A 24,861-nucleotide genomic window follows, 5' to 3' on the forward strand; every position below is an offset into this window, starting at 1 on the left:
CAGACATCACTTCACGCAATGTCGTGGCCCGTTCCACCTCTGGCTTCGGGGCCGTCCGAGTGTCGCTTACGCGGCTCTCTTGAATTCTCACAAGGGCTTCTCAGAAGCAAACTGCTTCGCCGCCAGCGGCGCACCGCCCTCGTTCGTGAGGCGTATATAGTCGCCACCAACCAGAACTGTCAACAGTCATCGACGATGTTTTTGAACTTTTTGCGACAGAAGTTTTGGCGCCGGCGGGCTGCCCCAAGGGAACATTGGCGTTGCCAAAAAGGAGCCCTATTGCCGCCGCATTGCCGTTCGACACCAAGGCCAACAAAGAAGGGCTCGGCGCGGCCCGCAAGGTGCCTTCCTATAAGAGCCAAAGCGGGGTCTGCGCATCACCGGTTCGGACCCTCCTACAAGAGGATTTAGGAGGCTCCTATAAGAGGATAAAGTCGCCTCTCTGTAAGGGGCTGTAAAACAGAGCGTGTGCGTGGGGATTTCGCCGCTTCGTTGACTTCACTCGCCGTGACAGGCAAATGTCATGGCCCAACAGAAGCGAAAAGCCGTTCCGCCTGGGGAAGAAGCAGCCTTTCTGGATGCCAGACACGGAAGATGTCATAGCCGAACTCGGCAATGAGCCGCCGCTGATCGCGGATGGCCGCAGCGGCCCGCCCGACCGGCGCGAGGTTTCAGCGCGCTGGCTGTCGGGCACCTTTCTTACCGGCGTGACCTCGAGTGTGCTGATGGGCGTGGCGTTGTTTGCCGCCCTTGACGGCCGCCAGCAGCTGGCAACCCCGCCCGAAATCGCCGAACTGGCCCAGCTCGAAAGCGGCGGCGATTCCGGCGAGGTCGCCAAGACCACCAGGCTGGTGGCGCCGCGCCAGATCGCCAAGGCCAAGGACCGCAGGCGCATGGAAGTGTCGATGGTGACCAAGGTCGGTGACCGCGACGTTATCCACACCATGCCGTTCGTGCAGATCAAGATGGCGCTGGCCGCCGGCCACACCACCAACCGCGCCTATCCGCCTTTCGACCCGATGCAGGTGTTCGGCGACGATGGCGACTCGACCCCGGCGCAGCCGGCGACGGCCTCCGCGGTTGGCGGCCAGATCTACGGCGCCAAGGTCGAAAGCGAGATGAGCCTCAAGACGGTCGATTTCCCGGTCGAGACGGCCTCCTTCGACGAAAAAAGCGACCTGTCCGCCGACGAGGTGGAAAAAGTGGTGCGCGAGGCCGGCACCGACCTCAGCGACGGCGCCGTGCAGGTCGCCTCCCTGCATTATGTCGACCCGCAGCGATTCGGCGATGCCTTCGCCGAATCGATGGCCGGCTCCTACGACGTCAAGATCGTGCCGGAAAACGTCTCGGTGGCGCCGCGCGTCGCGCTCGACGACCAGACCCCGGCTTTCGCCGAGGAAATCATTCCCTTCACCAGGGACCGCGACATTGCCGAGGCCTTCGCCGATTCGGGCTATACGGGCGATGACGCCACCGGCATGGCGGAGGCGATCGGTAAGCTGCTCAACGCACCGGCGCTGAAGGCCGGAACCGTGCTGCGGGTCGGGCTCGAGGTACATGGCGACGCCGCCAAGGTCGTTCGCACCAGCGTCTATGACAAGACAACGCACATCGTCACCATCGCGCTCGACGACCGCGGCCAGTATGTGCCGGCGCAGGAACCTGAGCCGAACCCCGAATTGCTGACCGCGTTCGACGATTCGTCGGCACCGGTGGTGGTGCGCGGCAATCTGCCGAACGTTTATGACGGCATCTACCGCGCCGCCTATTCCTACGGCATGTCGAAGAAGCTGACCCAGCAATTGGTCAAGCTCCTGGCCTCCGGCGTCGACTTCCAGTCCAGGCTCAATCCATCGGACCGCATCGACGTGCTGTTCTCGCAGCCGGACGGCGACGACCAGGCCTCCGACGAATCGGAACTGCTCTATGTCTCGTCGACCTTCGGCGGCCAGACACGCAATTTCTACCGCTTCCAGATGCAGGACGGCTCGACCGACTATTTCGACGAGGACGGATCGAGCGCCGAGCAGTTCCTGCTGCGCAATCCCCTGCCGGCCGGGAAATTCCGCTCCGGCTTCGGCGCCCGCCGGCATCCGATCCTCGGTTATGTCCGCATGCATACCGGCGTCGACTGGGCGGCGCCGATCGGAACGCCGATCATCGCCGCCGGCAACGGCACCATCGAAAAGGCCGGTTGGGCCGGCGGCTACGGCAAGCAGATCATCATCCGCCATGCCAATGGCTACGAGACCTCCTATAATCACCAGAGCGCCTTTGCCAAAGGCATCGAACCGGGCGTTCATGTCCGCCAGGGCCAGACCATCGGCTTCCTCGGTCAGACCGGCCTCTCCACCGGTCCGCATCTTCACTACGAGCTGATCGTCAACGGCACCAAGGTCGACCCGATGCGCGTGCGCCTGCCGGTCGGCAAGGTGCTGAAGGGCGACGACCTGGTCGCTTTCAAGCGCGAGCGCGAGCGCATCGATGAACTGCTCAAGCAGGAAGACAGCAATCCGCTGAAGGTCGCGAGCGCCAAGATCGAAGGCTAATGCATGTCGCCCAGAAGTGTGCCGCGGCTCTGGACAAGGACATGCCTCAAAACAAACACTTAAAGCGCGTCGTATGAATCCGTTTCAGCGCGACGCGCTTTAAGCCGTCACACTCGACGCTGGCGAATCATAATCGCCCCATCAGAGCATTCCGAATCGGGTCGGCTCCGAATCAAGTCGACTGCTCCTCTTCGGCTCGTGACCAAGGCAGCTTTTGCCCCGAAACGGTGGCCCAGGCGATAATAGCGGCAAGCAGGCAAAGCACGGCCGTCACTGTCGACACGGCCGCGAACGCCGCATCGCTGGCGGCGAGCCGTGTTGCATCAAGGTCTGGCGCCAGGCCGGCCAATGCCGGTTCGCCGAATCCCGGAATGCCCGGCCTGACGCTGGTATCGAGCATCGTCGAATAGACCCAGGCCGCGAGCGAGCCCATCGCCGCCACAGCAATCAGCCCGCCAATGCGCGAAACCGCATTGTTGATGCCGGAAGCGGCGCCGGTATCCTTGTCCTCGACCGCGGTCATGACCGCCGTCGACAGCGGCGACACCACCAGCGCCATGCCGAGCCCCATCACGGCCATCAGCGGAAAGATACCGGTCCAGAAATTGTGCATGCCGGCATGAGTGAGCAAAGCCAGCCCGGCAAAGGCGATGGCAACTACCAGGCAGCCGCTGGCGATCGGAAAACGCGGACCGATGCGATCCGACCACTGGCCGACGAGACCCGACAGCAGCGCGATCGACGCCGACAGCGGCAGGAAGATGAAACCGACCTCTTTGGTGCTCAGCCCCCATCCGGCGATCAACAGCATCGGCAGGTAGAACAGATTGGCCGACAGGGCGAAATACAGGAAGAAGGTGGCGAGGTTGGCGCCGGCAAAGGCGCCGATCCGAAACAGCTTGAGATCGATCATCGGCTCGCGCTGCCGAAGCTCGAAGACGATGAAGATGATAAGCAGCACGGCGCCTGCGGCGATGCTCGGCCCCGACATCAGCCCGCTGCCTTCGGCGCTCATCGAGGTCAGTCCGTAGGCAAGCGCCCCGAAGGCAAGCGTGGCGAGAGCGGCGCCGCCGAGATCGAGGCTTCGCTTCTCCGTCGGCGCGTCGGCGGGAATCTTGGCCAGCAGGAGATAGATCGAGATCAGCCCGAGCGGCAGGTTGACGGCGAAGATCGCCCGCCAGATACCGCCGCCAAAGGCCGACAGAACGAAGCCGCCGAGCACCGGACCGAGCGCAGTCGTCAGCGCCGAGGCGGCGGCCCAGATGCCGATCGCCCGGCCGCGCTCCTTCTTCGGATAGGCCTTGGCGATGATGGCGAGGCTGCCCGGCACCATGATCGCCGCACCAATGCCCTGAATGGCGCGAAAGGCGATGAGCACCAGCGCATTCGGCGCCACCGCGCAGGCCAGCGAAGCGACGATGAACAGCCCAATGCCGGCAACGAAGGCGCGCCTGAGGCCAAACCGGTCGCCGGCGGCGCCGCCGGCCAGAATCAGCGCCGACAGCGTCAGCGCATAGGCGTTGGAAATCCACTGGACCTCGGCCAGGCTGGCGCCGAGGTCGACGCGCATTGCCGGCATGGCAATGGCCAGGATCGACCCGTCGATGAAGCCGAGCGCTGACGCCAGGATCGCCGCTACCAGCACGAACTTGCGCTGCGACTGCGGGCAAAATGTACCGTTGGAAAGCGACCTGGTCAGGGGAACGGCTGCGGCTTCGCTCGGAGACTTCATGAGCGTCTGCTTAGACTTGTTGCGGGCCGGCAACAACCAGCCAGCACCCTGCGCTCATGAATCCAGCTTTGGATATCGGCCTGCCTTATGGGCAGGCCGATATCACTGCGCTGGAGCGCTCACTTGCTCCGCAACATCATCGGCCGAGGGACCGCCGACGAACTCGACGGTGACGCCCGGCGACACCAGCTTGGCCAGTTCACGCGCATCCCAATTTGTCAGGCGCACGCAGCCATGGCTTTCGGTCTTGCCGATCTTGGAGGGATCGGGCGTGCCGTGAATGCCATAGGTCGGCTTGTCCAGCGCGATCCACACCGAGCCGACCGGGCCGTTCGGACCCGGCGGGATGGTCAGGATCTTGTCGTTCTGGCCCTGCTTGAAATTGATGCTGGGGTTGTAGGTGTAGTTCGGATCGAGCGCGACGCGCGACACCGTATGGGTGCCGGTCGGCGAGGGCGTGTCGGCTGAACCGATGGTGGCCGGATAGGCCGCGACCAGCTTGCCACCGGCGTCATAGGCGAACACCTGCTTCTTGTCCTTGTCGGCGACGATGCGGGCAACCGGCGTCGCCACCAACCTGCCGAAATTGGCGACCTTGATGATGGTGCCGGGACGGCTGAAGTCGGCCTCGGGATTGAGCCCCTTCAGGTAGTTCTCGTCCATGTGGAACCGTTCGGCCAAGGCTTCGGTGACGGAGGTGTAAGCCATGCGGTCGAGCTGCGCCTTCTGGCTGTAATCCTCCGGTATCGAGGCGACATAAGGCCCGGCCGCGTCCTCGGGCGTGATCGTATAATTGGCGAAAGCATCGCCACCGGTTTGCGCCAGCGCAGCCTGGATGCCGACCGCGTCGGTCGAGCGCAGATTGCTGCCGGTGATCTGGTTATAGGCGGCAAGCGCCTTGTCGACATTGGAGCCGAAGCGCCCGTCGACGACGCCGGGTGAAGCGCCGGCGCGGTCGAGCAGCACCTGCAAGGCGGCTACATCCTGGCGTGCGCCGAGTGAAAGCGAGGGATCGACCACGGTCTTGCCACCGGCTTTCGGCGGCAGCGCGGCCTGGTCGGCGGGCGCCGCCGGTTCGGCGGGATCGATAGAGGCTTCGTTCAGCGGCTGCCGCTTGACGGGCCGCGGTTCAGCGGATTTCGGCGCTTCCGGATAGGTGTCGCTGTCATTGGCATCATCCTGCGGAGCGGCCCCCAGGAATCTGTCGCTTTCAGGATCGTATTCATCAACCGGCGGGCCGGGGATTCGTCCCTGATCGTCCAGTTGCCTGCGGCGGAAACGCGCCATGTCTTCGGGATCGTCGAGATAGTAGCGGTCGTCGTCTTCGACCGGTGCGCGTCCAAGCTCACGTGCCCGCATTTCCCGGCGCAGCGCGCGGCGGTCGAGCCTGGTCTGCGGCGGCTGGATGGCGATGACCTTGCCGGTCTCGGCATCGACGATGACGCGGTTGCCCCTGGCGTCGTAATAGATGTCGAGATTGCCGTCCTGGGCAAGCACAATGCCGCCGCTATCGGCGGCGCGGACGGCCGGCAGTGCGTTGTCCACAGTCGGCGATGCCATGGCGCTGGACGTGAGCAGCCCGGCGGCGAGCACCGAAAAGGCAAGGATCGTGCGGAACATGGTGGTCAAACTCTCCGGTACTTACAGCGCCGCGCGTCCGTTTGGACGCGCAAAGGACGCTGTAACACTTCATGTCTGCGCATGATCCTTTCCGAAAATCGAATTTCGATTTTCGGGGTCATGCGTAATTGCCGCCGCCCGGCAGTGTTCCCACCAGAACGTTCTCGCCACCGTTTGGATGCGCAAGGAACGCCCTGATCGTCAAAAGCCTGCAGGCAAACCCCTTCGCCAGCAAACCACAACATAAGCTTTCCAACATGAACCGGGCATGAAGATGGCGGATTACTGGTTGCTACAGGCCCAATTCCTTGCGCGTCTGCTTCGTCAGCTTGAGGACGACGAGGCGGTGGCTTTCGCCGAGATAGTCCTTCAGCGCATCATCATCCATGCTCTGGCTTGTCTGACGCTGGATCCATTTCATGCCGCGCGAGGCGAGATAGGGCGCCGGCCGGCAGCCGGGCTGATCCTTCAGCACGTCATAAGCCATTTCAGAGCATTTGAAGGTGACGAAGACGCCACCCTCCCGGTCATGGCCGGCGATGGTGAAGACCTTGCCACCGACTTTCCAGACATCGGCCCCGCCCCACTGCACGACGTGCGTCGTCTGCGGCAGCGAGGCGCAGAAGCTGTTGTAGTCGTCCAGCGTCACCTGCACCCCCGTCAAAGGATTGTTGTTTCATAACAAAACGCCGCGCGTCCGGTCGGACGCGCGGCGTTGGATCAGGCTGCCGCGTCGGTCGGCACCACAGTGGGCCTGGACCGGAAATTCAACCGGTCGGAGCCGGCGGTGACCTTGACGGTCGAGCCGTCGAGTATCTCGCCAAGCAGGATTTTTTCCGCCAGCGGATCTTGCAGGTCCTTCTGCATCACCCGCTTCAGCGGCCGCGCACCATAGGCCGGGTCGTAGCCCTTCGCCGCCAGCCAGTCGATCGAATCCTGGTCGAGCGACAGTGTGATCTTGCGGTCGGCGAGCAGGCTTTCCAGCCGCTTGAGCTGGATCTCGACGATGCGGCCCATATCCTGCCGGCGCAGCCGGTGGAACAGGATCACCTCGTCGACGCGGTTGAGGAACTCCGGCCTGAACGAGGCTCTCACCACGCTCATAACCTCGTCGCGCACGGCATCGACGTCCTGCTCTTCGCCGAGATTGACCAGATATTCGGCGCCGAGGTTCGACGTCATGACGATCAGCGTGTTGCGGAAGTCGACCGTGCGGCCCTGCCCGTCGGTCAGCCGCCCGTCGTCGAGCACCTGCAACAGCACGTTGAAGACATCCGGATGCGCCTTCTCGATTTCGTCGAACAGCACGACCTGATAGGGCCGGCGCCGCACCGCTTCGGTCAGCGCACCGCCTTCCTCATAGCCGACATAGCCGGGAGGCGCGCCAATCAGCCGGGCGACCGAGTGCTTCTCCATGTATTCCGACATGTCGATTCGCACCATGGCGCTCTCGTCGTCGAACAGGAAATTGGCCAGCGCCTTGGTCAGTTCGGTCTTGCCGACGCCGGTCGGTCCGAGGAACATGAACGAGCCGATCGGCCGGTTCGGATCCTGCAGCCCGGCCCGGGCACGACGCACGGCCTTGGACACCGCCTGTACCGCTTCGCCCTGGCCGACGACTCGCTTGCCGATCTCGTCTTCCATGCGCAGCAGCTTGTCGCGCTCGCCCTGCAGCATCTTGTCGACCGGAATGCCGGTCCAACGCGACACGATATGGGCGACGTGGTCGGGCGTGACCACCTCTTCGACCATGCCGGCCTTGCCGTCCTGGGCTTCGGCTTCCTTCAGCTTCTTTTCCAGTTCCGGGATCTTGCCATAGGCAAGCTCGCCGGCGCGCTGGAATTCACCCTTGCGCTGGGCAATGGCGAGGTCGTTGCGGGCCGCGTCGAGCTGCTTCTTGAGGTCAGCGGCGAGGCCAAGCTTCTGCTTCTCCGACTGCCATTTGGCGGTGATCTCGGTCGATTCCTCCTCGAGGCCGACGAGTTCCTTTTCGAGACGCGCGAGCCGGTCCTTTGACGCCTCGTCCTTCTCGACCTTCAGTGCCTCGCGCTCGATCTTGAGCTGCATGATGCGGCGATCGATTTCGTCCAGCGCCTCGGGCTTGGAATCGACCTGCATCCTCAGCCGCGACGCGGCTTCGTCGACAAGGTCGATCGCCTTGTCCGGCAGGAAACGGTCGGCGATGTAGCGGTTCGACAAAGTCGCCGCCGCGACCAGCGCCGAATCCGAGATGCGCACCTTGTGGTGCTGCTCGTACTTCTCCTTCAGGCCACGCAGGATCGACACGGTATCTTCCACCGACGGCTCGTTGACGAAGACCGGCTGGAACCGGCGGGCAAGGGCCGCGTCCTTCTCGACATGCTTCCTGTATTCATCGAGCGTGGTCGCGCCGACGCAGTGCAGTTCGCCGCGCGCCAGCGCCGGCTTCAACAGGTTCGAAGCGTCCATGGCGCCATCGGCCTTGCCGGCGCCGACCAGCGTGTGCATCTCGTCGATGAACAGGATGATGCCGCCGGCCGCCGAGGTGACTTCGTTGAGCACGGCCTTCAGCCGCTCCTCGAACTCGCCGCGATATTTGGCGCCGGCAATCAGCGCGCCCATGTCGAGCGCCATCAACTGCTTGTCCTTCAGCGATTCGGGCACGTCGCCATTGACGATGCGCAGCGCCAGACCTTCGGCGATCGCCGTTTTGCCGACGCCCGGCTCGCCGATCAGCACCGGGTTGTTCTTGGTACGGCGCGACAGCACCTGGATGGTGCGGCGGATCTCGTCGTCACGGCCAATCACAGGGTCGAGCTTGCCGGCGCGGGCATCGGCGGTGAGGTCGCGCGCGTATTTCTTCAGCGCGTCATAGCCCTGCTCGGCGCTCGCCGAATCGGCGGTACGGCCCTTGCGGACGTCGTTGATCACCTGGTTCAGCGCCTGCGCTGTGACGCCGGCCTTGGACAGGATATCGGCCGTCTTGGCCGACTTCTCCATCGCCAGCGCCTGCAGCAGCCGCTCGACCGCGACAAAACTGTCGCCGGCTTTCTTGGCCAATTCCTCGGCGGTCGAAAACACCTTGGCCAGCGGCTGCGCCAGATAAAGCTGGCCGTTGCCGCCTTCCACCTTGGGCATGGCCTCAAGGGCGGTCTCGACGCCAAGCTTGACGTCGCGCACGTTGCCGCCGGCGCGCTCGATCAGCGAGGCGGCCAGCCCCTCGTCGTCATCGACGAGGACCTTCAGCATATGTTCGGGAGTGAATTGCTGGTGATTGCGCGAGAGCGCCATGGTCTGGGCGGACTGAATGAATCCGCGGACGCGCTCGGAGTATTTCTCGAGGTTCATATCTGTCTCCTTCCATCACCGGCCCGCTTTGCGGCACCGGATCAGATTGCGGTGACGGACCCGCTCATCCGAGCCGGGTCCAGTTCACGCCAGATATGGGGCGCAAGCCATTGCCGCTCAAGACGTCCGGCTGATGATATTGCATGGCCGAGCAAACGAAAACGGCGGAGATTTCTCTCCGCCGTTTCATCGACTTATGTCTTGTGGGTCAGTTGTTGGCGTCGACGGCGAACGGGTCGCCGGCAGGGCTTTCGGCCGGCGCCGCATCCACCACGTCAACAGCGGCAGCGGTCTCGCCGGCGCCATCCACCACCTGGCCACCACCAGACTGTTCGTCACCGACCTGATCGGCATTGTTGCGCGGGCGGCGCGGACGCCGCGGGCGACGGGCAGCGCCGCTCTCGGCGGCTGCCTCATTGAGTTCGGCCCGGGCGGCAAGAGCCGCCGGCGACAGGTTTTCGTACAGCGGCGCCGGCTCGGAGAAACCGCTCTCGGCTTCGGGCTCAACGGCGGAAACGGTTTCCGCCTGTGCCGGGGTTTCGGTGAAGCGCTGCTGGTCGCCGCGCTGGCCGTTCTGCTCGCCACGCTGGGCAAAGTCGCCACGCTGGTCGTTCTGGCCATAGCCGCCATTGGGGCGGCGGTCACGGTTGCGGCCATTGTTGTCGCGGCCGTTGTTGTTGCGGCCATTATTGTCACGGCCATTATTATCACGGCCACTGTTGTTCTCGCGGCCGTTTTCCTGGCCGTATGCGAGTTCGGCCGGCGTGCCCTCAATCGTCGGCTGCGGACCGTTGCCGTGGTTTGCCATCGGCGCTTGAGTCTCGCCGCCATTGCCGCTGCCGGCATTGTCAAAATCGTCGCGATCTTCATCGTCGTCGAATTCGTCGCGGTTCTGCGGCGCATTCTGGATCGGCATCTGCGCCTGTGCGGCGGCAATGATGCGGTTGTAGTGCTCGGCGTGCTGGAGGTAATTTTCCGCCATAACCCGGTCGCCGGAGCTTTGCGCATCACGGGCCAGAGTGGCGTATTTTTCGGCGATCTGCTGAGCCGATCCACGGATTTTCACGTCCGGGCCGTTGCTCTCGTAGTTGCGCGTCAGGGGATTTGGGCCCTTGCGGTTGTTGTTGTTGTTATTGTTGTTGCCACCGCCGCCGCCATTGTTGTTGCGACCGCGCATGCGCCTGTTCTGCTGTTGTGGCCTCATAAGACTCTCTTCATTTTGAAATTTTCGAAAAACGTTTCGCGAACGGAGGCGCTCATGCAGCCAGCCGTTTCGTTTCTTCACCGGCGTTCGCCCGCATCAATTGCGTTGGCGCCACGTGTCATCCTGTTCCGGTTACATCACTTGCCGGACGATTCCCGCACGAAGCTTGGGCGTCGTTTGCGCAAGAAGGCAGCTATTTCCAAGGAAAACCGAATCGCTAAGAGCACTGCCTGCTTCGTCTCATCCGGTTAGGGCGGACCCTAGCCGCATTCCCCGGCATTGCCAAGCGCTTTTTTGCACTGCGTCAAGGCTTTCCCTGTTCAAACATAAGAACCCTGTCGTTTCCGCCAAGATCGACAAATGCCCCGGCCAGCCTGTAGCCGGCTGCCGCGAATATGTCTTTGACCTCATTGCGCTGCGTGTGGCCGATCTCGACCGCTATCTTGCCTTCTGCTTCCAGAAACTTTGCCGCCTCGGCGGCGATGATCCTGTAGGGGCCAAGACCGTCCACACCGCCATCAAGGGCTCTGTGCGGATCGAAATCGCGGACCTCGTCCTGCAGATTTCCAACGTCTTTAGACGATATATAGGGAGGGTTTGCGGCAATTACATGGTATCGGCCCGAAACTTTTTCGAACCAGTCAGACTGCAGCCCCACGAACCGGCCGGCGAGTCCGAGTTGCTCGGCATTGCGTATCGCGGTTGCCAGCGCGTCTTGTGAAATATCGACCCCGGTGGCGGTCGCGGCCGGAACCGCGCTGAGCAGCGCCAGCGCAATCGCGCCGGTACCGGTGCCGAGATCGAGGATACGGCATTCCCCCAGCCTTTCGGCCGTCGCGCCGGCAAAAGGCAGGATCGCCTCGACCAGCGTTTCGGTGTCCGGCCGCGGCTCCAGCGTTTCCGGCGACAGCGACAGCCGCAGGCCGTAAAACTCGCGAAACCCGAGGATGCGGTGAACCGGTTCGCCGGTCATGCGGCGCTGCAGAGCAGCGCCGATTGCGGCAACCGCACCCGCATCGACCGTCCGTTGCGGGTCGGCGATCGCCTGCGTACGGTCCGTGCGGGAAAAATGCTCGACGATAAGCCTGGCATCCAGCGCCGGGTCGGAAAGGCCGGCCGCGGCAAGCCGCTCCCGCGCCACCCGCAACAACGGCCCGAGCGCGCCGGGCAACATGTCAGCCATCGAGGCCAATATCGGCGAGCAGCTTCGACTGATGGTCGGCGATCAGCGCATTGATGACCTCATCGAGCTCGCCCATCATCACCCGGTCGAGCTTGTAGAGCGTCAGGTTGATACGATGGTCGGTAAGGCGGCCCTGCGGGAAGTTGTAGGTGCGGATGCGCTCCGAACGGTCGCCCGAACCAACCTGCGATTTGCGTGACTCCGAGCGCTCCTCGTCCGCCTTGCTGCGCTCGAGGTCGTAAAGCCGCGCACGCAGAATCTGCATGGCTTTCGCCCGGTTCTGATGCTGCGACTTCTCCGCCTGCACCACCATGATGCCGGTCGGCAAATGGGTGATGCGCACCGCAGAATCGGTGGTGTTGACGTGCTGGCCGCCCGAACCCGAGGCGCGCATCGTGTCGATACGGATGTCTTCGGCGCGAATGTCGATGTCGACCTCTTCGGCCTCCGGCAGTACGGCAACCGTCGCCGCCGAAGTGTGGATGCGCCCGCTGGCCTCGGTCGCCGGCACGCGCTGCACGCGGTGCACGCCGGATTCAAATTTCAGATGGGCAAAGACTCCCCTACCGGAAATGGTGGCGATGATTTCCTTGAAGCCGCCGGCATCGCCGTCGCTGGCCGACACCGTCTCGAAGCGCCAGCCGCGTTCGGCGGCATAGCGCTCATACATGCGAAAAAGGTCGCCGGCAAACAATGCCGCCTCGTCGCCGCCGGTGCCGGCGCGGATTTCAAGGATGGCGTTCTTGTCGTCGGCCGCATCCTTGGGCAACAGCAGGATCTGGATGTCCTTCTGCAGCTCTTCGATACGCGCTTCGACGCCGGGCAGATCTGCCTCCGCCAGGGCCCGCATCTCGGCATCGGTGCCCTTGTCGGCAAGCATCGCCTCGAGGTCGGCTTGCTCGCGCTCGACTGAGCGCAGTTCCCTGACCTTGGCCACCATGTCCTGCAGCTCGGCATATTCCGAGGCCATCTTCACATAGGCGTCGGCCGCCGGGCCGGCCGACATCTGCGCTTCGAGCATCTCGAAACGCTTGACGACCTGATCCATACGCTCGCGGGGAAGATTGACCATGGCTAATGCTATAGCGGGATGGAGCGGTCGTCGGCGAAGGCCTGCAGCAGCGCCCGCATCGGCAGCCCTTGAGCTGGCGCCATCAGATTGTCGGCAAAGAAAGCCTCCAATTCCTCCAGTGGCAGTTCGGTCAACATCGCCTTGACCGGGCCGATCGAGGCTGGAGACATCGAGATCGAGCGGTAGCCAAGGCCGATCAGCGCCATGGCGGAAATGGGTTTTCCGGCAAGCTCGCCGCACAGCGTCACCGGCGTGTGGTTGCGAACCCCGGCGTCGGCGATCTGCTTCAGAACCCGCAGGAACGGCGTCGACAGCGTGTCGAAGCGGTCGGAGAGCTGCGTGTTCCCCCGATCGACCGCCATGACGAACTGGAACAGGTCGTTGGAGCCGACCGAGACGAAATCGACCGCCTTCATCAACTCGTCGAGCTGGAACAGCAGCGACGGCACTTCCAGCATGGCGCCCACCTTGAGGCTGGTCGGCAGATGGTGGGCAAAGCGGGAGAGATGCCGCACTTCGCGGTCGATGATCTCGCGCGCCTGGGCGATTTCGCCGAGCTCGGTCACCATCGGCAGCATCAGCTTCAGTTCGCGCCCGCCGCAGGCCTTCAGCAGAGCGCGGATCTGGGTCCTGAGCAGACCCGGCCGGTCGAGCGTCAGCCGGATCGCGCGCCAGCCGAGCGCAGGGTTTTCTTCCTGGATAGCGCCCTTGAAGTAGGGCAGCACCTTGTCGCCGCCGATGTCGATGGTGCGGAAGGTGACCGGCTTGCCGCGCGCCGCGTCCAGCACGTCGCGGTAGAGCCGCTCCTGCGCCTCGGCGCGCGGGAAGGTCGAGGCCACCATGAACTGCAATTCGGTGCGGAACAGGCCGATGCCGGCCGCACCCGCCTCGGCCAGCTGCGGCAGGTCGACGGCCAGGCCCGCATTCATCAGCAGGTCGACCTGGACGCCGTCCTTGGTCACCGACGGCTTCTTGCGCAGTTCCCGGTAGACTTCCTGCCGGCGCGCCCGGAAACGCACTTTTTCGGCATAGGCGGCTTCGAGGTCCGGCTGCGGCCGCAGATGGATGGTGCCTTCCTCGCCGTCGACGATGATGGCATCGCCGTTTTCCGCCATGGAAACGGCGCCCTTCATCTGGCCGGCGACCGGAATGCCCATGGCGCGCGCTACGATGACGACATGGCTGGTGGCAGCGCCGTCTTCCAGCACCACGCCGCGCAGCTTGTCCCTCGGATAATCAAGCAGTTCGGCCGCGCCCATCGAGCGCGCGACCAGGATGGCATCCTTCGGCAGTGACGCCGCGACGTCGTCAGGCCCGCGCCCCATCAGCTGGCGCAGCAGCCGGTTGGCGAGATCGTCGAAGTCGCTCATCCTCTCGCGCAAATAAGGATCGGTCATGTGCAGCATGCGGGCGCGCATGTCGCTCTGCACCTTTTCCACCGCCGCTTCCGCCGTCAGGCCGTTGCGGATCGCCTCTTCCAGCCGGCGCACCCAGCCGCGGTCGTTGGCAAACATGCGATACGCCTCGAGCACCTCGCGATGTTCTCCCTCGAAGGCGACATCGCGCCGCTCCAGCATGTCGTCGATGGAAAGCCTGAGCGAACCGAGCGACGTCTCCAGCCGGCGCACCTCTTCCTCACTGTCCTCGTTGAACAGATTGGTGACGACGATGCGTGGCTCATGCAGCACGACATGGCCGAGGCCGACACCCTCGTTGAAGGACAGGCCGGTAAAGCTGACGGGACGGCGCAGGTCGAGTTCGAGGCCGGGCCGGGTCAGGCGCGCGAGATCGCCGGTGGCGATCATCTCGGCGATCACCATGGCGGTCGTTTCCAGCGCCTCGACCTCGTCGTCGCGGTAGTGGCGCATGGTCTTGTTCTGCACCACCAGCACGCCCAGCGTGCGCCCTGCCCTGAGTACGGGCACGCCGAGGAAGGAATTGTAGATCTCTTCGCCCGTCTCCGGCAGGTAGGCGAAGGCCGGATGTTCCTGCGCATTTGAGAGGTTGAGCGGCCGCGCGCTCGCGGCAATGGTGCCGACGAGCCCCTGCCCCAGCCGCAGCTGCGCCAGATGGACGGCGTTCGGGTTCAGACCTTCGGTGGCATAGAGTTCGAGCACCGAATCGGCGCGCAGCACATAGAGCGAGCAGACCTCGGCGACCATGTTGGAGGCGATGTCGCGCACGATCCGGTCGAGCCGCTCCTGCGGCTCCAGCGGCTCCTGCATGAGCTCGCGGAGCCGTTTCAGCAGAACGCGCGGGCCGCTGGCCGTATCACGCATCGCGGCTTCTTCTCCAATGGGCATTTTGCCCGCCGCAGTTTCCACTGCGACCGGCGCACACGCAACAACTCAAATCGCTCTCGCTACTGCTTATCCAGACCGTACACGGAATGCAAAGTACGAACCGCGAGTTCCGTGTAGGGACCGTCAATCAGTATCGAAATCTTGATCTCGGAGGTAGTGATGGCGCGGATGTTGATCGCCTTGTCGGCCAGCGCCTTGAAAGCGGTGGCGGCCACACCGGCATGGCTGCGCATGCCGATGCCGATGACCGAAACCTTCGACATGCCGGCTTCCGACTGCACCACGTCATAGCCGATCGAAGCCTTCAGACGCTCCAGCACGGCCAACGCCTTGTCCACGTCGCCGGACGGCACGGTGAAGGTCATGTCGGTGAACTTGCCGTCCTCGGAGATGTTCTGGACGATCATGTCGACATTGATGTTGGCCTCGGCCAGCGGGCCGAAAATGCCGGCGGCAACGCCCGGGCGGTCGCCGACGCGGCGCAGAGAAATCTGCGCTTCGTCCTTGGCGTAGGCAATTCCGGTGACGACCTGCTGTTCCACGATCTCTTCCTCGTCGCAAATGAGCGTTCCCGGAGGATTGAGCAAATCCCCCATTCCGGGCGCATCGGGATCGTCGAAGGACGACCGCACGAACGTACGCACCCTGTGCACCATGGCAAGCTCGACCGAGCGCACCTGCAAGACCTTGGCGCCGAGCGAGGCCATTTCGAGCATTTCCTCGAACGAAATCTTGTTGAGCCGCCGCGCCTTCGGCTCGATGCGCGGATCGGTGGTGTAGACGCCGTCGACATCGGTGTAGATGTCGCAGCGGTCGGCCTTGACCGCCGCGGCAATGGCCACCGCGCTTGTGTCGGAGCCGCCGCGGCCGAGCGTGGCGATGCGGTTGTCCGGGCCGATGCCCTGGAAGCCGGCGACGACAGCCACCTGGCCCTCGCCGAAGCGCTTGATCAGGAACGCGCCGTCAATTTCGAGGATGCGCGCCGCGCCATGCGCGTTGTCGGTCTTGATCGGGATCTGCCAGCCCTGCCAGGAGCGGGCATGGACGCCCATATTCTGCAGTGTGATCGCCAGCAGGCCGGCAGTCACCTGCTCGCCCGAGGCGACCACGGCGTCATACTCGCGCGCGTCGTGCATGGGCGAGGCTTCGCGCGTCCAGCCAACCAGTTCATTGGTCTTGCCCGCCATCGCCGAAACCACGACAGCGACCTCATGGCCGGCATCGACCTCGCGTTTGACGTGACGCGCCACATTGCGGATGCGGGCGATGTCGGCGACGGAGGTTCCGCCGAATTTCATCACGATGCGCGCCATGGAAGCGAAATGCCTTTGACTGAAGCCGGCCCAGGACCGAAAGGGGAAGTAAGCGCTCGACAGAAGCCGGCCGCTGAATGCGCGCCTCCTTAGCCAAATGATCACGGTTTCGCAAGGCTGGCGGCGGATGCCGGCTTCAGGATCGCGGCATATTGCGTTCGGCCCCGCCGCCGCTTACCAAATGCTGCCCGCGGGAAACTCCTTTTGGTCCGGCATATCGAATGATTGTTCGCCTTCGACGCGCCATGCGGTGGCAATCGCTGCCGCTGTTCATCGGCTTCGCCGTGCTGGCGTTGATCGTCGGCACACGCGCCGTGCTGGTCGAGACCCAGAGAGCCAATCGTGAGGCCGCGCGCCAGGCGGTCGAGTATCAGGAATTGCTTTCCGGTTTGCTTACGATGGCTCAGGAGGCCGAGACCAGCCAGCGCGGCTATCTCCTGACCGGCGAGAAATCCTACCTCCAGCCTTATCGGCAGGCGGTCGACGCCATTCCGGGCCAGCTTGCCCGCATCGACGGCATGACCGCGCCCGACGACGAACTCGTGCAGCAGATCAACCACGTCAAGGACGCGCTTTCACAAAACCAGGCCGAATTGGCTGAGACGATTGCACTCTACGATCGCGGCGATGCGGCAAAAGCTCTGGAACTGGTCCGCAGCGGCCAGGGCAAGGCCGCCATGGACCAGATCCGGGCCAGCATGGACACGATCCGGCGCATTGGCGGCGCAGCCATCGCCGCGCGCGACGCTCATACCGACCTGGTCGAAAACTGGCTGCGAATCGGCTCGATAGCGGCGCTGCTGGCGATCTTCCTGCTTGGCGCCTACACGGTTCGCCTTTCGCGCCGCCGGTTCCGCGCAGTGGCGATCGCCCAGGAAGAGCTGATGCGCAAGAACATCGAGCTCGGCAACGAAATCCAGACGCGTGAAAAGGCCGAATCGCAGATCCGCCAGATGCAGAAGATGGAGGCTGTGGGCCAGCTGACCGGCGGTATCGCCCACGATTTCAACAACATGCTGGCGGTGATCATCAGCGCCATGAACCTTGCCCAGCGCAAGCTGGCGCGGGGCGAGCACGACATCATGAAATTCATCGAAGCGGCGACCGATGCGGCGACCCGGGCCGCAAACTTGACGTCACGGCTGCTTGCCTTCTCGCGCCAGCAGCCGCTCGCGCCTCAGGTTGTAGACGCCAATCGTCTGGTCACCGGCATGTCGGACCTGCTTCGGCGGGCGCTCGGCGAAACCATCCGCATAGAAACCGTGCTGGCTGGCGGCCTGTGGAAGACCCATGCCGATCCGAGCCAGCTCGAAAATGCCATTCTCAACCTGGCGGTCAATGCGCGCGACGCCATGGGCGAGGACGGCAAGATGACCATCGAGACCGCCAACAGCCACCTCGACGAGGGCTACGCCGCCACCCATGCCGAGGTCAAAGCCGGCCAGTATGTGATGATCGCGGTCAGCGACACCGGCCCCGGCATGCCGGCGGACGTCATGGAGCGGGCTTTCGAGCCATTTTTCACCACCAAGCCGGTCGACAAGGGCACCGGCCTCGGGCTGAGCCAAGTGTTCGGCTTCGTCAAACAGTCCGGCGGACACGTCAAGATCTACTCGGAACCCGGCCAAGGCACCACGATCAGGATCTACCTGCCGCGCTTCTTCGGCCCGGAAGAGGCCGCCATATCTTCGGAACGAGCCGGAAATCCTGCCGTGCCGGTCACCGAAACCATCCTTGTCGTGGAGGACGATCCACGCGTGCGGGCTTCCACCACGGATGCCATGCGCGAACTCGGCTACACCGTCATTCATGCCGCAAGCGGCCAGGAAGCGCTGGAAAAGCTGGGCGACAACCCTGGTGTGGCGCTCATGTTCACCGATATCGTCATGCCGGTGATGAATGGGCGCAAGCTCGCCGAGGAGGCGCTGGCGCGCATGCCGAAGCTGAAGGTGATCTTCACCACCGGCTTCACCAGGAACGCCGTCGTCCACAATGGCGTGCTCGACCATGACGTGCATTTCCTGGCCAAGCCCTTCACCATCGAGCAGCTGGCGGCGAAATTGCGCGACGTGCTGGACGCAAGATGACCGAGACCCTGGAAATCGTCACCTTTCGCCTCAAGCCTGGAGCGGAAGCGGCCTTTGCCGCCGCCAACAACCTGGTCGCCGACTGGCTGGCGCGGCAACCTGGTTTCGTAAACCGCTGCCTGGCGCGGCGGGACGATGGCGGATGGGTCGATGTGGTGCGCTGGCGAAGTCGCGAGCAGGCTCTCGCCGCCGCGGGCCGCATCATGGCCGAGATCGGCGATTGCGAAGCGATGCGGGCCATCGATCCCGCAAGTGTTGCGATGGAACATTCGGCAATTGTGATCTCGAGGCCATAGGTCGACTAGCCAGCAGTCGCAAAAACCGTCCTTGACTTTCTTGCCCCGGCACCCGACTTCCTAGCGTCCGAGGAGACCCGCCCCATGCCAGAGGCCCGACGATCGACAATCGATGCCGGAGAAGTGGAACGCTTTTCCGCGCTTGCCGCCGAATGGTGGAACCCGAACGGCAAATTCCGTCCGCTGCACAAATTCAACCCGGTCCGGCTTGCCTATATCCGGGACCAGGTGGCGGCGCGCTTTGGCCGCGATCCGCGGGCGGCGCGGCCGTTCGAAGGCCTGCGTTTCCTCGATATCGGCTGCGGCGGTGGGTTATTGTGCGAGCCGATGGCAAGGCTTGGCGCCGAAGTGGTCGGCGCCGACGCCTCGGCAACCAACATCGAGGTGGCGAAGCTGCACGCGGCCGAAGGCGGCGTGACGGTGGATTATCGCGCTACGACCGCTGAGGATTTGGCCGATTCCGGCGAGAAATTCGACGTCGTCCTCAACATGGAAGTTGTCGAGCATGTTGCCGATGTCGACCTGTTCATCGGCAAGTGCGGCGAGATGGTCAAGCCCGGCGGCATCATGTTCGTGGCTACCATCAACCGCACGCTGAAGGCACTGGGCCTGGCCATCATCGGCGCCGAATATGTGCTGCGGTGGCTGCCGCGCGGCACCCACCAGTTCGGCAAGCTGGTGCGGCCCGAAGAGCTTGAAAAGGCGCTCGGCAGCGCCGCCATGACCATCATCGACCGTACCGGCGTGACCTACAATCCTCTCGCCGACCGCTGGGCACGCTCCAAGGACATGGACGTCAACTATATGGTGCTGGCGGAAAAACGATCGGTCTGAACGAAGGGGCGGCCGTGGACACTATGAGGGCCCGAGAGCTGGCGCTCGATCTGCCCGAAACGGTCGAGCAATCGCATTTCGGCAAGGCTGACTTCCGCGTCCGCAACCGTATCTTCGTCTCGCTGCCCGAAGCCGACCGTGCTGTCGTCAAGCTCGACCGCGACCAGCAAGAGATGATGGCCGCGGCTGAGCCATCGGTTTTCAGGCCCGTGACAGGCGGCTGGGGCCAAAAGGGATGGACGTCGATCATGCTCGAAGCCTGCGACGAACAGACATTCCGCAGCGCAGTTCGGACGGCCTGGCGAAACGTCGCCCCGCCGGCGCTACGGAAGCGCCTCGACGCGAGCCAAATTTGAGCTTGAGCAGTTCGAGCAAAGTGTGAAGCGGTTTTCCCGGGAAAAGCGCATAGCGCTTTGCCTAGGGAATTGCGTAAACCAAAGACCCTATGCCTTCTGGCTCTGCGCCTTGGTGGTGATGATCACGCCGATGGTGATGATCACCGCGCCGGCCCAAGTCAGCAACTGGTAGTGCTCGCCGAGGAAGATGGTTCCGGCAAACAGGCCGACGGCCGCCGCCACATAGCCGATCTGGCTGAGATAGACCGGACCGCCCACGGCCTGCAGCCGGAAGAAGAAGGCAAACATCGCCGAGGCCGAAGCGACTTGCGCCACGACAACCAGCGGCACGGCCCTGAGCGGGGCGAAAGCGCCGACGCCGAACAGCGCGAGAATGCCGATCAGCAGCAGCGTCGCCGAGGCCAGGTGGCTGCCGACGGCCAGTTCGATCGGACCGGTGCCTTCGGGCCAGTCGACGGTGCGATAGATATTGCCGGCGGCAAGGCTGACCGGGATCAAAAGTCCGACCAGCACCCAGTAGACATCGGCCGGCTGGCCGGCCTCGCCGCGCGTCACCGCCACCATGACGGCGCCGATGAAGCCGACGGCGATACCAATACTGCCGAGCGTATTTGGCCGTCGAACGCCGAGCAGGATCGAAAACACCAGTGTGATGACCGGCGACAGCGTGAACATGATGCCGGTATAGCCGGCGCCGAGATGCGGGATAGCCGAAAACATCAGCAGATTGGGCACGGCGTAGGACACGGCGGCGGTGATGAAGAAATAGCGCAGTCTGTGCGAGGTGAGCCGCATGCGCTCGCCGTTCGCGAGCAACGCGCACAGCAGCACGCCCCCGGCGCCGAACGAGATGACGAAGGCCCAGACCATGGCCGGAACGCCGGCAGCCGTCGCCAGCTTGCCGAACGGCAGGGTCAGGCCGAGCAGGCCGCCGGTGACGACCAGCAGGCCAAGCGCCGATTCCCAGAGAAATTTCATCGGATGGTCCCGTCACTCACTTGCGGCACTGGGTCGAAACTGTATCTTGAGGTAGCATACCACAAAGATTCTTAACGTCAAGATACTTAGCGGTGAGACAAATGGATCGCGCGGCAAAGGCGGTGGAGCAATGGAAGCGGGAACGGCCGGACCTGGAGGTGTCGCCAATGCTGGTGCTTGGGCGGCTGAACGAAGCCTCGTCGCTAATCGCCCGCGAGCGCCTCGCCCCGCTGTTTGCCCGTTTCGGACTGCAGGCCGGCGAATTCGATGTGCTGGCGACGCTGCGCCGCTCCGGCCAGCCCTACGCGCTGACACCGACCGCTCTATACGAGGCGACGATGGTGACCTCTGGGGCCATGACCAACCGGCTCGACCGGCTTGAGAAGGCCGGACTGATCCTGCGCGGCCCGCACCCCAACGACCGGCGTGGCATTGTCGTGCAACTGACCGAAAAAGGTCTGGCCTTGATCGATGAGGCCGTGACCGCCCACGTCGCCAACGAGCATGAAATCCTTGCCGGGCTCACCGGCACGGAGCGGGGAGCACTGGCTCAGTTGCTTGGCAAATTGATCGATAGCGCCAGCTGATCGCTCAGTTGCGCTCCTCTGGAAAACTCGGGATCGGCATGAAATCGATGCCATCCTCGGCCAAGCTCTTGGCTTCGTCCAACGTCGCCTCGCCATAGATGCCGCGCGCATCGCTCTCGCCGAAATGGATCTTGCGCGCTTCTTCGGCAAACTTGTCGCCGACATAGTCGGCATTCTCGCGCACCTTCTCGGCCATCGCCTTCAGCTGCGCCAGCGCCTGCTTCTGGGTTTCGCCCATGGCCAGCGCAATTGTTTCCTGCTTCCGCGCTGTGGAGACGGCTGGCGCCATCAGCGCCTTTTGCACCTTGTGCGAGCCGCAGCTCGGGCAATCGACGAAGCCGCGCTTCTTCTGCGTGTCGAAATCGTCATTGCTGCGAAACCAGCCCTCGAATTCGTGCTCGTGCTCGCAGATCAGGGCAAAGCGGATCACGAAGCCGCGCCCCTGAGCCGCGGCGCTTCCACTGCGCCGGCATTGACGGCAAAATCACGCGCGTTCTTGAGATTGGGGATTTTCTTACGCGCGGCCGACGACTGCGCCGTGTCGATCTCGGCGATGATCACCTCCGGATCGTCATGGTCGGCCTCGGCGAGAATTCGACCCCATGGGTCGACGATCAGCGAATGGCCATAGGTTTCGCGGCCATCCTCATGCAGGCCACCTTGTGCTGCAGCAACCACATAGGCGCCGTTCTCGATGGCACGGGCTCGCAGCAGCACATGCCAGTGCGCCTCGCCGGTCTGGCGGGTGAAGGCGGCAGGCACCGACAAGAGGTCGGCGCCGGCCATCGCCTCGGCGCGGAACAGCTGTGGAAAGCGTAGATCGTAGCAGACGGCAAAGCCGAGACTAGCGCCGTCGATCTCGGTGACGACGGCCTCGGTGCCCGGCTCATAGGCGGCGGATTCGCGCCAGCTCTCGCCATTGTCGAGGTCGACATCGAACATGTGGATCTTGTCGTAGGTGGCAAGGGTGGCGCCGTCCGGCCCAAACAGCAGCGCCCGGTTGGCGAGCTTGCCGTCGGTGCGCAGGATGGCGGTCGAGCCGATGTGCAGGAAGACGCCGAGTTCGCTGGCGAGCTTGCGCGCGGCCGCCACGACGATGTCCTTGTCTTCCAAGGTGAAGGAAGCAGCCCTGGCTTCCTTGTCGCGGATCAGCGCACCGGTCATTTCCGGGGTCTGGATGTAGGTTGCACCGAGGCCTGCCGCTTCGCGCACCAGCCGTTCGAGATCGACCGCGTTGCGCTCGGGGCTCTCGCCCGAACGCATCTGGATCGCCGCCGCCTTGAAAATACCCATCGTCACGTCCTCTTTGAGCAATTCCAGGAAAAGTATGTAACGGTTTTCCGTCCGGAATTGCGTAAAAACAAAGACATAGAGCGGCGCTACGAACCGCTCTTTGTCGTCGAGCCGTTGGCAAGCAGCCTATCCAGCTGCCCCCGTGCCTCCAACTCGTGGAGGTCGTCGGAGCCGCCGACATGCGTGTCGCCGATGAAAATCTGCGGAAAGGTCGAGCGGCCATGCGCCCGCGAAATCATTTCCTGGCGCAATTCCGGCGAAAACGAAGCGTCATGCTCGGTGTAGGCGACGCCCTTGCGGTCGAGCAGCCGCTTGGCCGCCGCGCAATAGCCGCACATCATACGGGTGTAAATCGTCACATCGAGCATCGGTCCGTGCCTTTCCTCGACCTTATATAGTCGCGGACTCGTCGGCCCGAAAGTCCCCCGGCAGGACACGCGCGAAGGTCAGCACATCGACCGCTCCGGCGCCGCCCTTCTTCAGCGCCCTGGCGACCGAGCGCACGGTGGCGCCGGTGGTGTAGACATCGTCGACCAGAAGCACGCGGCGCCCAGTGATCTCGATTTCGGCTTCCGCAGGCACACGGAAGGCGGCGCGGACATTGGCCTCGCGCTCCTGCCGCTCCAGCCCGACCTGCTGGCGCGTGAGCTTGACGCGCCGGACCGCCGAGGGCGAGAAAGGCAGCCCGCTAAGCTGCGCAACCGCCCTTGCCAACTCCGCCGACTGGTTGAACTGCCGGCGAAAGAAGCGCCGCCAGTGCAGCGGCACCGGTACGACGACATCGGCGTCTGCAATTAGCTCAGCGCCGGCGCGCAGCATCCAGCGCGCCATCCACGGCGCCAGATCGGTGCGATCCTGGTATTTCAGACCTTGCACCATCTGGCGGGCGACACCTGAATAGGCCACGGCCGCCCGCGCCCGCTCGAACGGCGGCGGATCGGCGATCGCCTCGGCCGACAGGAATCCCTCGCCCATATCGTGCGTGAATGGCGTGCCCATCACCGCGCACCATGGCCGCTCCAGCAGCCTGAGTTTCGGCCAGCAGGCACCGCACAAAACGCCGGGTTGCGAGACGTGCCTGCGACAGCCGGCACAGACCGGCGGGAACAGCATCCGCGCCGGCCAGTCCAACATGGCCAGTTTCAACATGGTTTGAGCGAGGCTCTTGATCTCCATCACCGGATCGGCCACGTGGTTTTGTCGTCCGCGCCAGGATATCACTAGACGGACAAACAGGGATGTCTACCGTTGCAGCCGATCATCGATACTGAACTTTGGCTGGTGCGCAAGCGCAGGGCGCTGGCCCACCCCGTAGCCGGCGCGGATTTTCTGATGCGGCGGGCGGCGGAAGACCTTGCCGACCGGCTCGGCGCGGTCGAGCGGAAATTCGGCAAGGCCGCGGTGCTGTTTTGCCAGACGCCGGACGCAACGGACGTGGTCGCTGCAAGCGGCAAGGCAGCGGAGATCGTGCGCGTCGAGGCAGATCCAGCGTTTCTGGACGGCCGGCCAGGGCTGATAGCACCGCTGGAAACAGTGCCGTTCCAGCCGGAAAGCCTCGACCTCGTCGTTTCACTTCTGTCGTTGCAGGCGATGAACGACATTCCCGGCATGCTGGTGCAGATCCGCCGCGCTCTGCGGCCCGACGGGCTTTTCCTCGGCGCCTTTGCCGGCGCCGGCACTCTTTCCGAATTGCGCGAAAGCCTGCTCGCCGCCGAGACCGAACTCTATGGCGGCGCCAGCCCGCGTGTCATCCCCTTCACCGATGTTCGCGACGCCGGCGCACTGCTGCAGCGCGCCGGACTGGCGCTGCCGGTGGCCGACGTCGAAACGGTGACCGTCCGCTACGATACCCTCTTCGACCTCATTGCCGATCTCAGGGCGATGGGCGAAACCAGCGCGCTGACTGATCGCAGCCGGCGACCGGGAGCGCGAAAGCTTTTTACCCGTGCCGCCGAAATCTATGCCGAACGCTTTTCGGACGCTGATGGCCGCATCAGGGCAAGCTTTTCCATCGTCTGGATGTCGGGCTGGGCGCCCGATGCCTCGCAGCAAAAGCCCTTGAAACCGGGTTCGGCGAAGGTCTCGCTGAAGACGATACTGGAAAACCCCGGCGGGCGGTGACGGCGC

The 24,861-nt window shown here is 63.9% G+C and carries 21 protein-coding genes; 7 read left to right on the plus strand and 14 right to left on the minus strand.

All coding sequences use genetic code 11. From position 1 onward, the window contains the following. Nucleotides 1–578: 578 nt before the first annotated feature. Entirely contained in the window at nucleotides 579–2,549 is a 1,971-nt protein-coding gene (locus ACYG97_RS19360) for a M23 family metallopeptidase (RefSeq protein WP_023686664.1), read from the plus strand. A gap of 172 nt (nucleotides 2,550–2,721) precedes the next feature. On the opposite strand, the gene ACYG97_RS19365 is transcribed toward ACYG97_RS19360, so the two are convergent. From ACYG97_RS19365 to ACYG97_RS19405, 9 genes are all read right to left on the minus strand, one after another. Further along, complete coding sequence (locus tag ACYG97_RS19365; protein ID WP_023733652.1) at nucleotides 2,722–4,281, minus strand: MFS transporter; 1,560 nt, start codon at nucleotides 4,279–4,281, stop codon at nucleotides 2,722–2,724. A 102-nt stretch (nucleotides 4,282–4,383) separates the two neighbouring features. Next, nucleotides 4,384–5,901, minus strand: a complete 1,518-nt coding sequence (locus ACYG97_RS19370) for a L,D-transpeptidase family protein (protein WP_023701438.1) — start codon at nucleotides 5,899–5,901, stop codon at nucleotides 4,384–4,386. Between the two features lie 292 nt (nucleotides 5,902–6,193). Continuing rightward, entirely contained in the window at nucleotides 6,194–6,550 is a 357-nt protein-coding gene (locus ACYG97_RS19375) for an MmcQ/YjbR family DNA-binding protein (RefSeq protein WP_023685771.1), read from the minus strand. A gap of 71 nt (nucleotides 6,551–6,621) precedes the next feature. Next, entirely contained in the window at nucleotides 6,622–9,228 is a 2,607-nt protein-coding gene (gene clpB / locus ACYG97_RS19380; RefSeq protein WP_023733653.1) for an ATP-dependent chaperone ClpB, read from the minus strand. A 208-nt stretch (nucleotides 9,229–9,436) separates the two neighbouring features. Beyond that, entirely contained in the window at nucleotides 9,437–10,432 is a 996-nt protein-coding gene (locus ACYG97_RS19385) for a DUF4167 domain-containing protein (RefSeq protein WP_023707557.1), read from the minus strand. Between the two features lie 304 nt (nucleotides 10,433–10,736). Next, nucleotides 10,737–11,615 (minus strand): peptide chain release factor N(5)-glutamine methyltransferase, encoded by an 879-nt coding sequence (prmC, locus tag ACYG97_RS19390; RefSeq protein ID WP_023733654.1) that lies wholly within the window; start codon nucleotides 11,613–11,615, stop codon nucleotides 10,737–10,739. Next, a complete protein-coding gene (gene prfA / locus ACYG97_RS19395) occupies nucleotides 11,608–12,687 on the minus strand; it encodes a peptide chain release factor 1 (RefSeq protein ID WP_023672971.1) in 1,080 nt (359 codons plus the stop codon). Before prfA ends, prmC begins: the two co-directional genes overlap by 8 nt. A gap of 8 nt (nucleotides 12,688–12,695) precedes the next feature. Then, nucleotides 12,696–14,966 (minus strand): phosphoenolpyruvate--protein phosphotransferase, encoded by a 2,271-nt coding sequence (gene ptsP, locus ACYG97_RS19400; RefSeq protein WP_023693992.1) that lies wholly within the window; start codon nucleotides 14,964–14,966, stop codon nucleotides 12,696–12,698. A gap of 83 nt (nucleotides 14,967–15,049) precedes the next feature. Beyond that, complete coding sequence (locus ACYG97_RS19405) at nucleotides 15,050–16,303, minus strand: aspartate kinase (protein WP_023672973.1); 1,254 nt, start codon at nucleotides 16,301–16,303, stop codon at nucleotides 15,050–15,052. 245 nt (nucleotides 16,304–16,548) lie between these two features. Between ACYG97_RS19405 and ACYG97_RS19410 the strand changes: the two genes are divergently transcribed. The 4 genes from ACYG97_RS19410 to ACYG97_RS19425 all read left to right on the plus strand — a co-directional run bounded on the left by ACYG97_RS19410 (nucleotide 16,549) and on the right by ACYG97_RS19425 (nucleotide 19,876). Continuing rightward, nucleotides 16,549–18,390 carry a CHASE3 domain-containing protein gene (locus tag ACYG97_RS19410; RefSeq protein WP_023733655.1) on the plus strand — a complete coding sequence of 614 codons (1,842 nt, stop codon included), beginning with the start codon at nucleotides 16,549–16,551 and terminating at the stop codon, nucleotides 18,388–18,390. Next, entirely contained in the window at nucleotides 18,387–18,686 is a 300-nt protein-coding gene (locus ACYG97_RS19415; protein ID WP_023685779.1) for an antibiotic biosynthesis monooxygenase, read from the plus strand. Before ACYG97_RS19410 ends, ACYG97_RS19415 begins: the two co-directional genes overlap by 4 nt. 84 nt (nucleotides 18,687–18,770) lie before the next feature. Next, nucleotides 18,771–19,520, plus strand: a complete 750-nt coding sequence (gene ubiG, locus ACYG97_RS19420; protein WP_023672976.1) for a bifunctional 2-polyprenyl-6-hydroxyphenol methylase/3-demethylubiquinol 3-O-methyltransferase UbiG — start codon at nucleotides 18,771–18,773, stop codon at nucleotides 19,518–19,520. Between the two features lie 23 nt (nucleotides 19,521–19,543). After that, the gene (locus tag ACYG97_RS19425; RefSeq protein ID WP_023685781.1) at nucleotides 19,544–19,876 is read left to right on the plus strand and encodes an MmcQ/YjbR family DNA-binding protein; all 333 of its coding nucleotides are present in this window, start codon (nucleotides 19,544–19,546) and stop codon (nucleotides 19,874–19,876) included. Nucleotides 19,877–19,963: 87 nt separating this feature from the next. Here ACYG97_RS19425 and ACYG97_RS19430 read toward each other — a convergent pair whose 3' ends face one another. Next, nucleotides 19,964–20,854 (minus strand): DMT family transporter, encoded by an 891-nt coding sequence (locus tag ACYG97_RS19430; RefSeq protein ID WP_023693996.1) that lies wholly within the window; start codon nucleotides 20,852–20,854, stop codon nucleotides 19,964–19,966. Between the two features lie 101 nt (nucleotides 20,855–20,955). Here ACYG97_RS19430 and ACYG97_RS19435 point away from each other — a divergent pair, with 101 nt between their 5' ends. Then, complete coding sequence (locus tag ACYG97_RS19435; RefSeq protein ID WP_023701431.1) at nucleotides 20,956–21,441, plus strand: MarR family winged helix-turn-helix transcriptional regulator; 486 nt, start codon at nucleotides 20,956–20,958, stop codon at nucleotides 21,439–21,441. Nucleotides 21,442–21,445: 4 nt separating this feature from the next. On the opposite strand, the gene ACYG97_RS19440 is transcribed toward ACYG97_RS19435, so the two are convergent. The 4 genes from ACYG97_RS19440 to ACYG97_RS19455 all read right to left on the minus strand — a co-directional run bounded on the left by ACYG97_RS19440 (nucleotide 21,446) and on the right by ACYG97_RS19455 (nucleotide 23,910). Continuing rightward, a complete protein-coding gene (locus ACYG97_RS19440) occupies nucleotides 21,446–21,871 on the minus strand; it encodes a DUF1178 family protein (RefSeq protein WP_023672980.1) in 426 nt (141 codons plus the stop codon). Further along, nucleotides 21,868–22,734, minus strand: a complete 867-nt coding sequence (locus ACYG97_RS19445; protein ID WP_023672981.1) for a carbon-nitrogen hydrolase family protein — start codon at nucleotides 22,732–22,734, stop codon at nucleotides 21,868–21,870. Before ACYG97_RS19445 ends, ACYG97_RS19440 begins: the two co-directional genes overlap by 4 nt. Nucleotides 22,735–22,820: 86 nt before the next feature. Then, on the minus strand, nucleotides 22,821–23,102 hold the full coding sequence (gene grxC, locus ACYG97_RS19450; protein WP_023672982.1) for a glutaredoxin 3: 282 nt from the start codon (nucleotides 23,100–23,102) through the stop codon (nucleotides 22,821–22,823). A gap of 22 nt (nucleotides 23,103–23,124) precedes the next feature. After that, complete coding sequence (locus ACYG97_RS19455) at nucleotides 23,125–23,910, minus strand: ComF family protein (protein ID WP_196814971.1); 786 nt, start codon at nucleotides 23,908–23,910, stop codon at nucleotides 23,125–23,127. 72 nt (nucleotides 23,911–23,982) lie between these two features. Here ACYG97_RS19455 and ACYG97_RS19460 point away from each other — a divergent pair, with 72 nt between their 5' ends. Further along, nucleotides 23,983–24,855: a methyltransferase domain-containing protein gene (locus tag ACYG97_RS19460; RefSeq protein WP_023733657.1), complete on the plus strand. Its 873-nt coding sequence runs from the start codon at nucleotides 23,983–23,985 to the stop codon at nucleotides 24,853–24,855. Nucleotides 24,856–24,861 lie beyond the last annotated feature (6 nt).

Source organism: Mesorhizobium sp. W067 (assembly GCF_054719525.1).

Coding starts and splice junctions, on each gene's coding strand:
- ACYG97_RS19360 (WP_023686664.1), top strand. CDS start 579: ATGCCAGACACGGAAGATGTCATAGCCGAACTCGGCAATGAGCCGCCG.
- ACYG97_RS19365 (WP_023733652.1), bottom strand. CDS start 4,281: ATGAAGTCTCCGAGCGAAGCCGCAGCCGTTCCCCTGACCAGGTCGCTT.
- ACYG97_RS19370 (WP_023701438.1), bottom strand. CDS start 5,901: ATGTTCCGCACGATCCTTGCCTTTTCGGTGCTCGCCGCCGGGCTGCTC.
- clpB (WP_023733653.1), bottom strand. CDS start 9,228: ATGAACCTCGAGAAATACTCCGAGCGCGTCCGCGGATTCATTCAGTCC.
- ACYG97_RS19385 (WP_023707557.1), bottom strand. CDS start 10,432: ATGAGGCCACAACAGCAGAACAGGCGCATGCGCGGTCGCAACAACAAT.
- prmC (WP_023733654.1), bottom strand. CDS start 11,615: ATGGCTGACATGTTGCCCGGCGCGCTCGGGCCGTTGTTGCGGGTGGCG.
- prfA (WP_023672971.1), bottom strand. CDS start 12,687: ATGGTCAATCTTCCCCGCGAGCGTATGGATCAGGTCGTCAAGCGTTTC.
- ptsP (WP_023693992.1), bottom strand. CDS start 14,966: ATGCGTGATACGGCCAGCGGCCCGCGCGTTCTGCTGAAACGGCTCCGC.
- ACYG97_RS19405 (WP_023672973.1), bottom strand. CDS start 16,303: ATGGCGCGCATCGTGATGAAATTCGGCGGAACCTCCGTCGCCGACATC.
- ACYG97_RS19410 (WP_023733655.1), top strand. CDS start 16,549: ATGCGGTGGCAATCGCTGCCGCTGTTCATCGGCTTCGCCGTGCTGGCG.
- ACYG97_RS19415 (WP_023685779.1), top strand. CDS start 18,387: ATGACCGAGACCCTGGAAATCGTCACCTTTCGCCTCAAGCCTGGAGCG.
- ubiG (WP_023672976.1), top strand. CDS start 18,771: ATGCCAGAGGCCCGACGATCGACAATCGATGCCGGAGAAGTGGAACGC.
- ACYG97_RS19425 (WP_023685781.1), top strand. CDS start 19,544: ATGAGGGCCCGAGAGCTGGCGCTCGATCTGCCCGAAACGGTCGAGCAA.
- ACYG97_RS19430 (WP_023693996.1), bottom strand. CDS start 20,854: ATGAAATTTCTCTGGGAATCGGCGCTTGGCCTGCTGGTCGTCACCGGC.
- ACYG97_RS19435 (WP_023701431.1), top strand. CDS start 20,956: ATGGATCGCGCGGCAAAGGCGGTGGAGCAATGGAAGCGGGAACGGCCG.
- ACYG97_RS19445 (WP_023672981.1), bottom strand. CDS start 22,734: ATGGGTATTTTCAAGGCGGCGGCGATCCAGATGCGTTCGGGCGAGAGC.
- grxC (WP_023672982.1), bottom strand. CDS start 23,102: ATGCTCGATGTGACGATTTACACCCGTATGATGTGCGGCTATTGCGCG.
- ACYG97_RS19455 (WP_196814971.1), bottom strand. CDS start 23,910: ATGGAGATCAAGAGCCTCGCTCAAACCATGTTGAAACTGGCCATGTTG.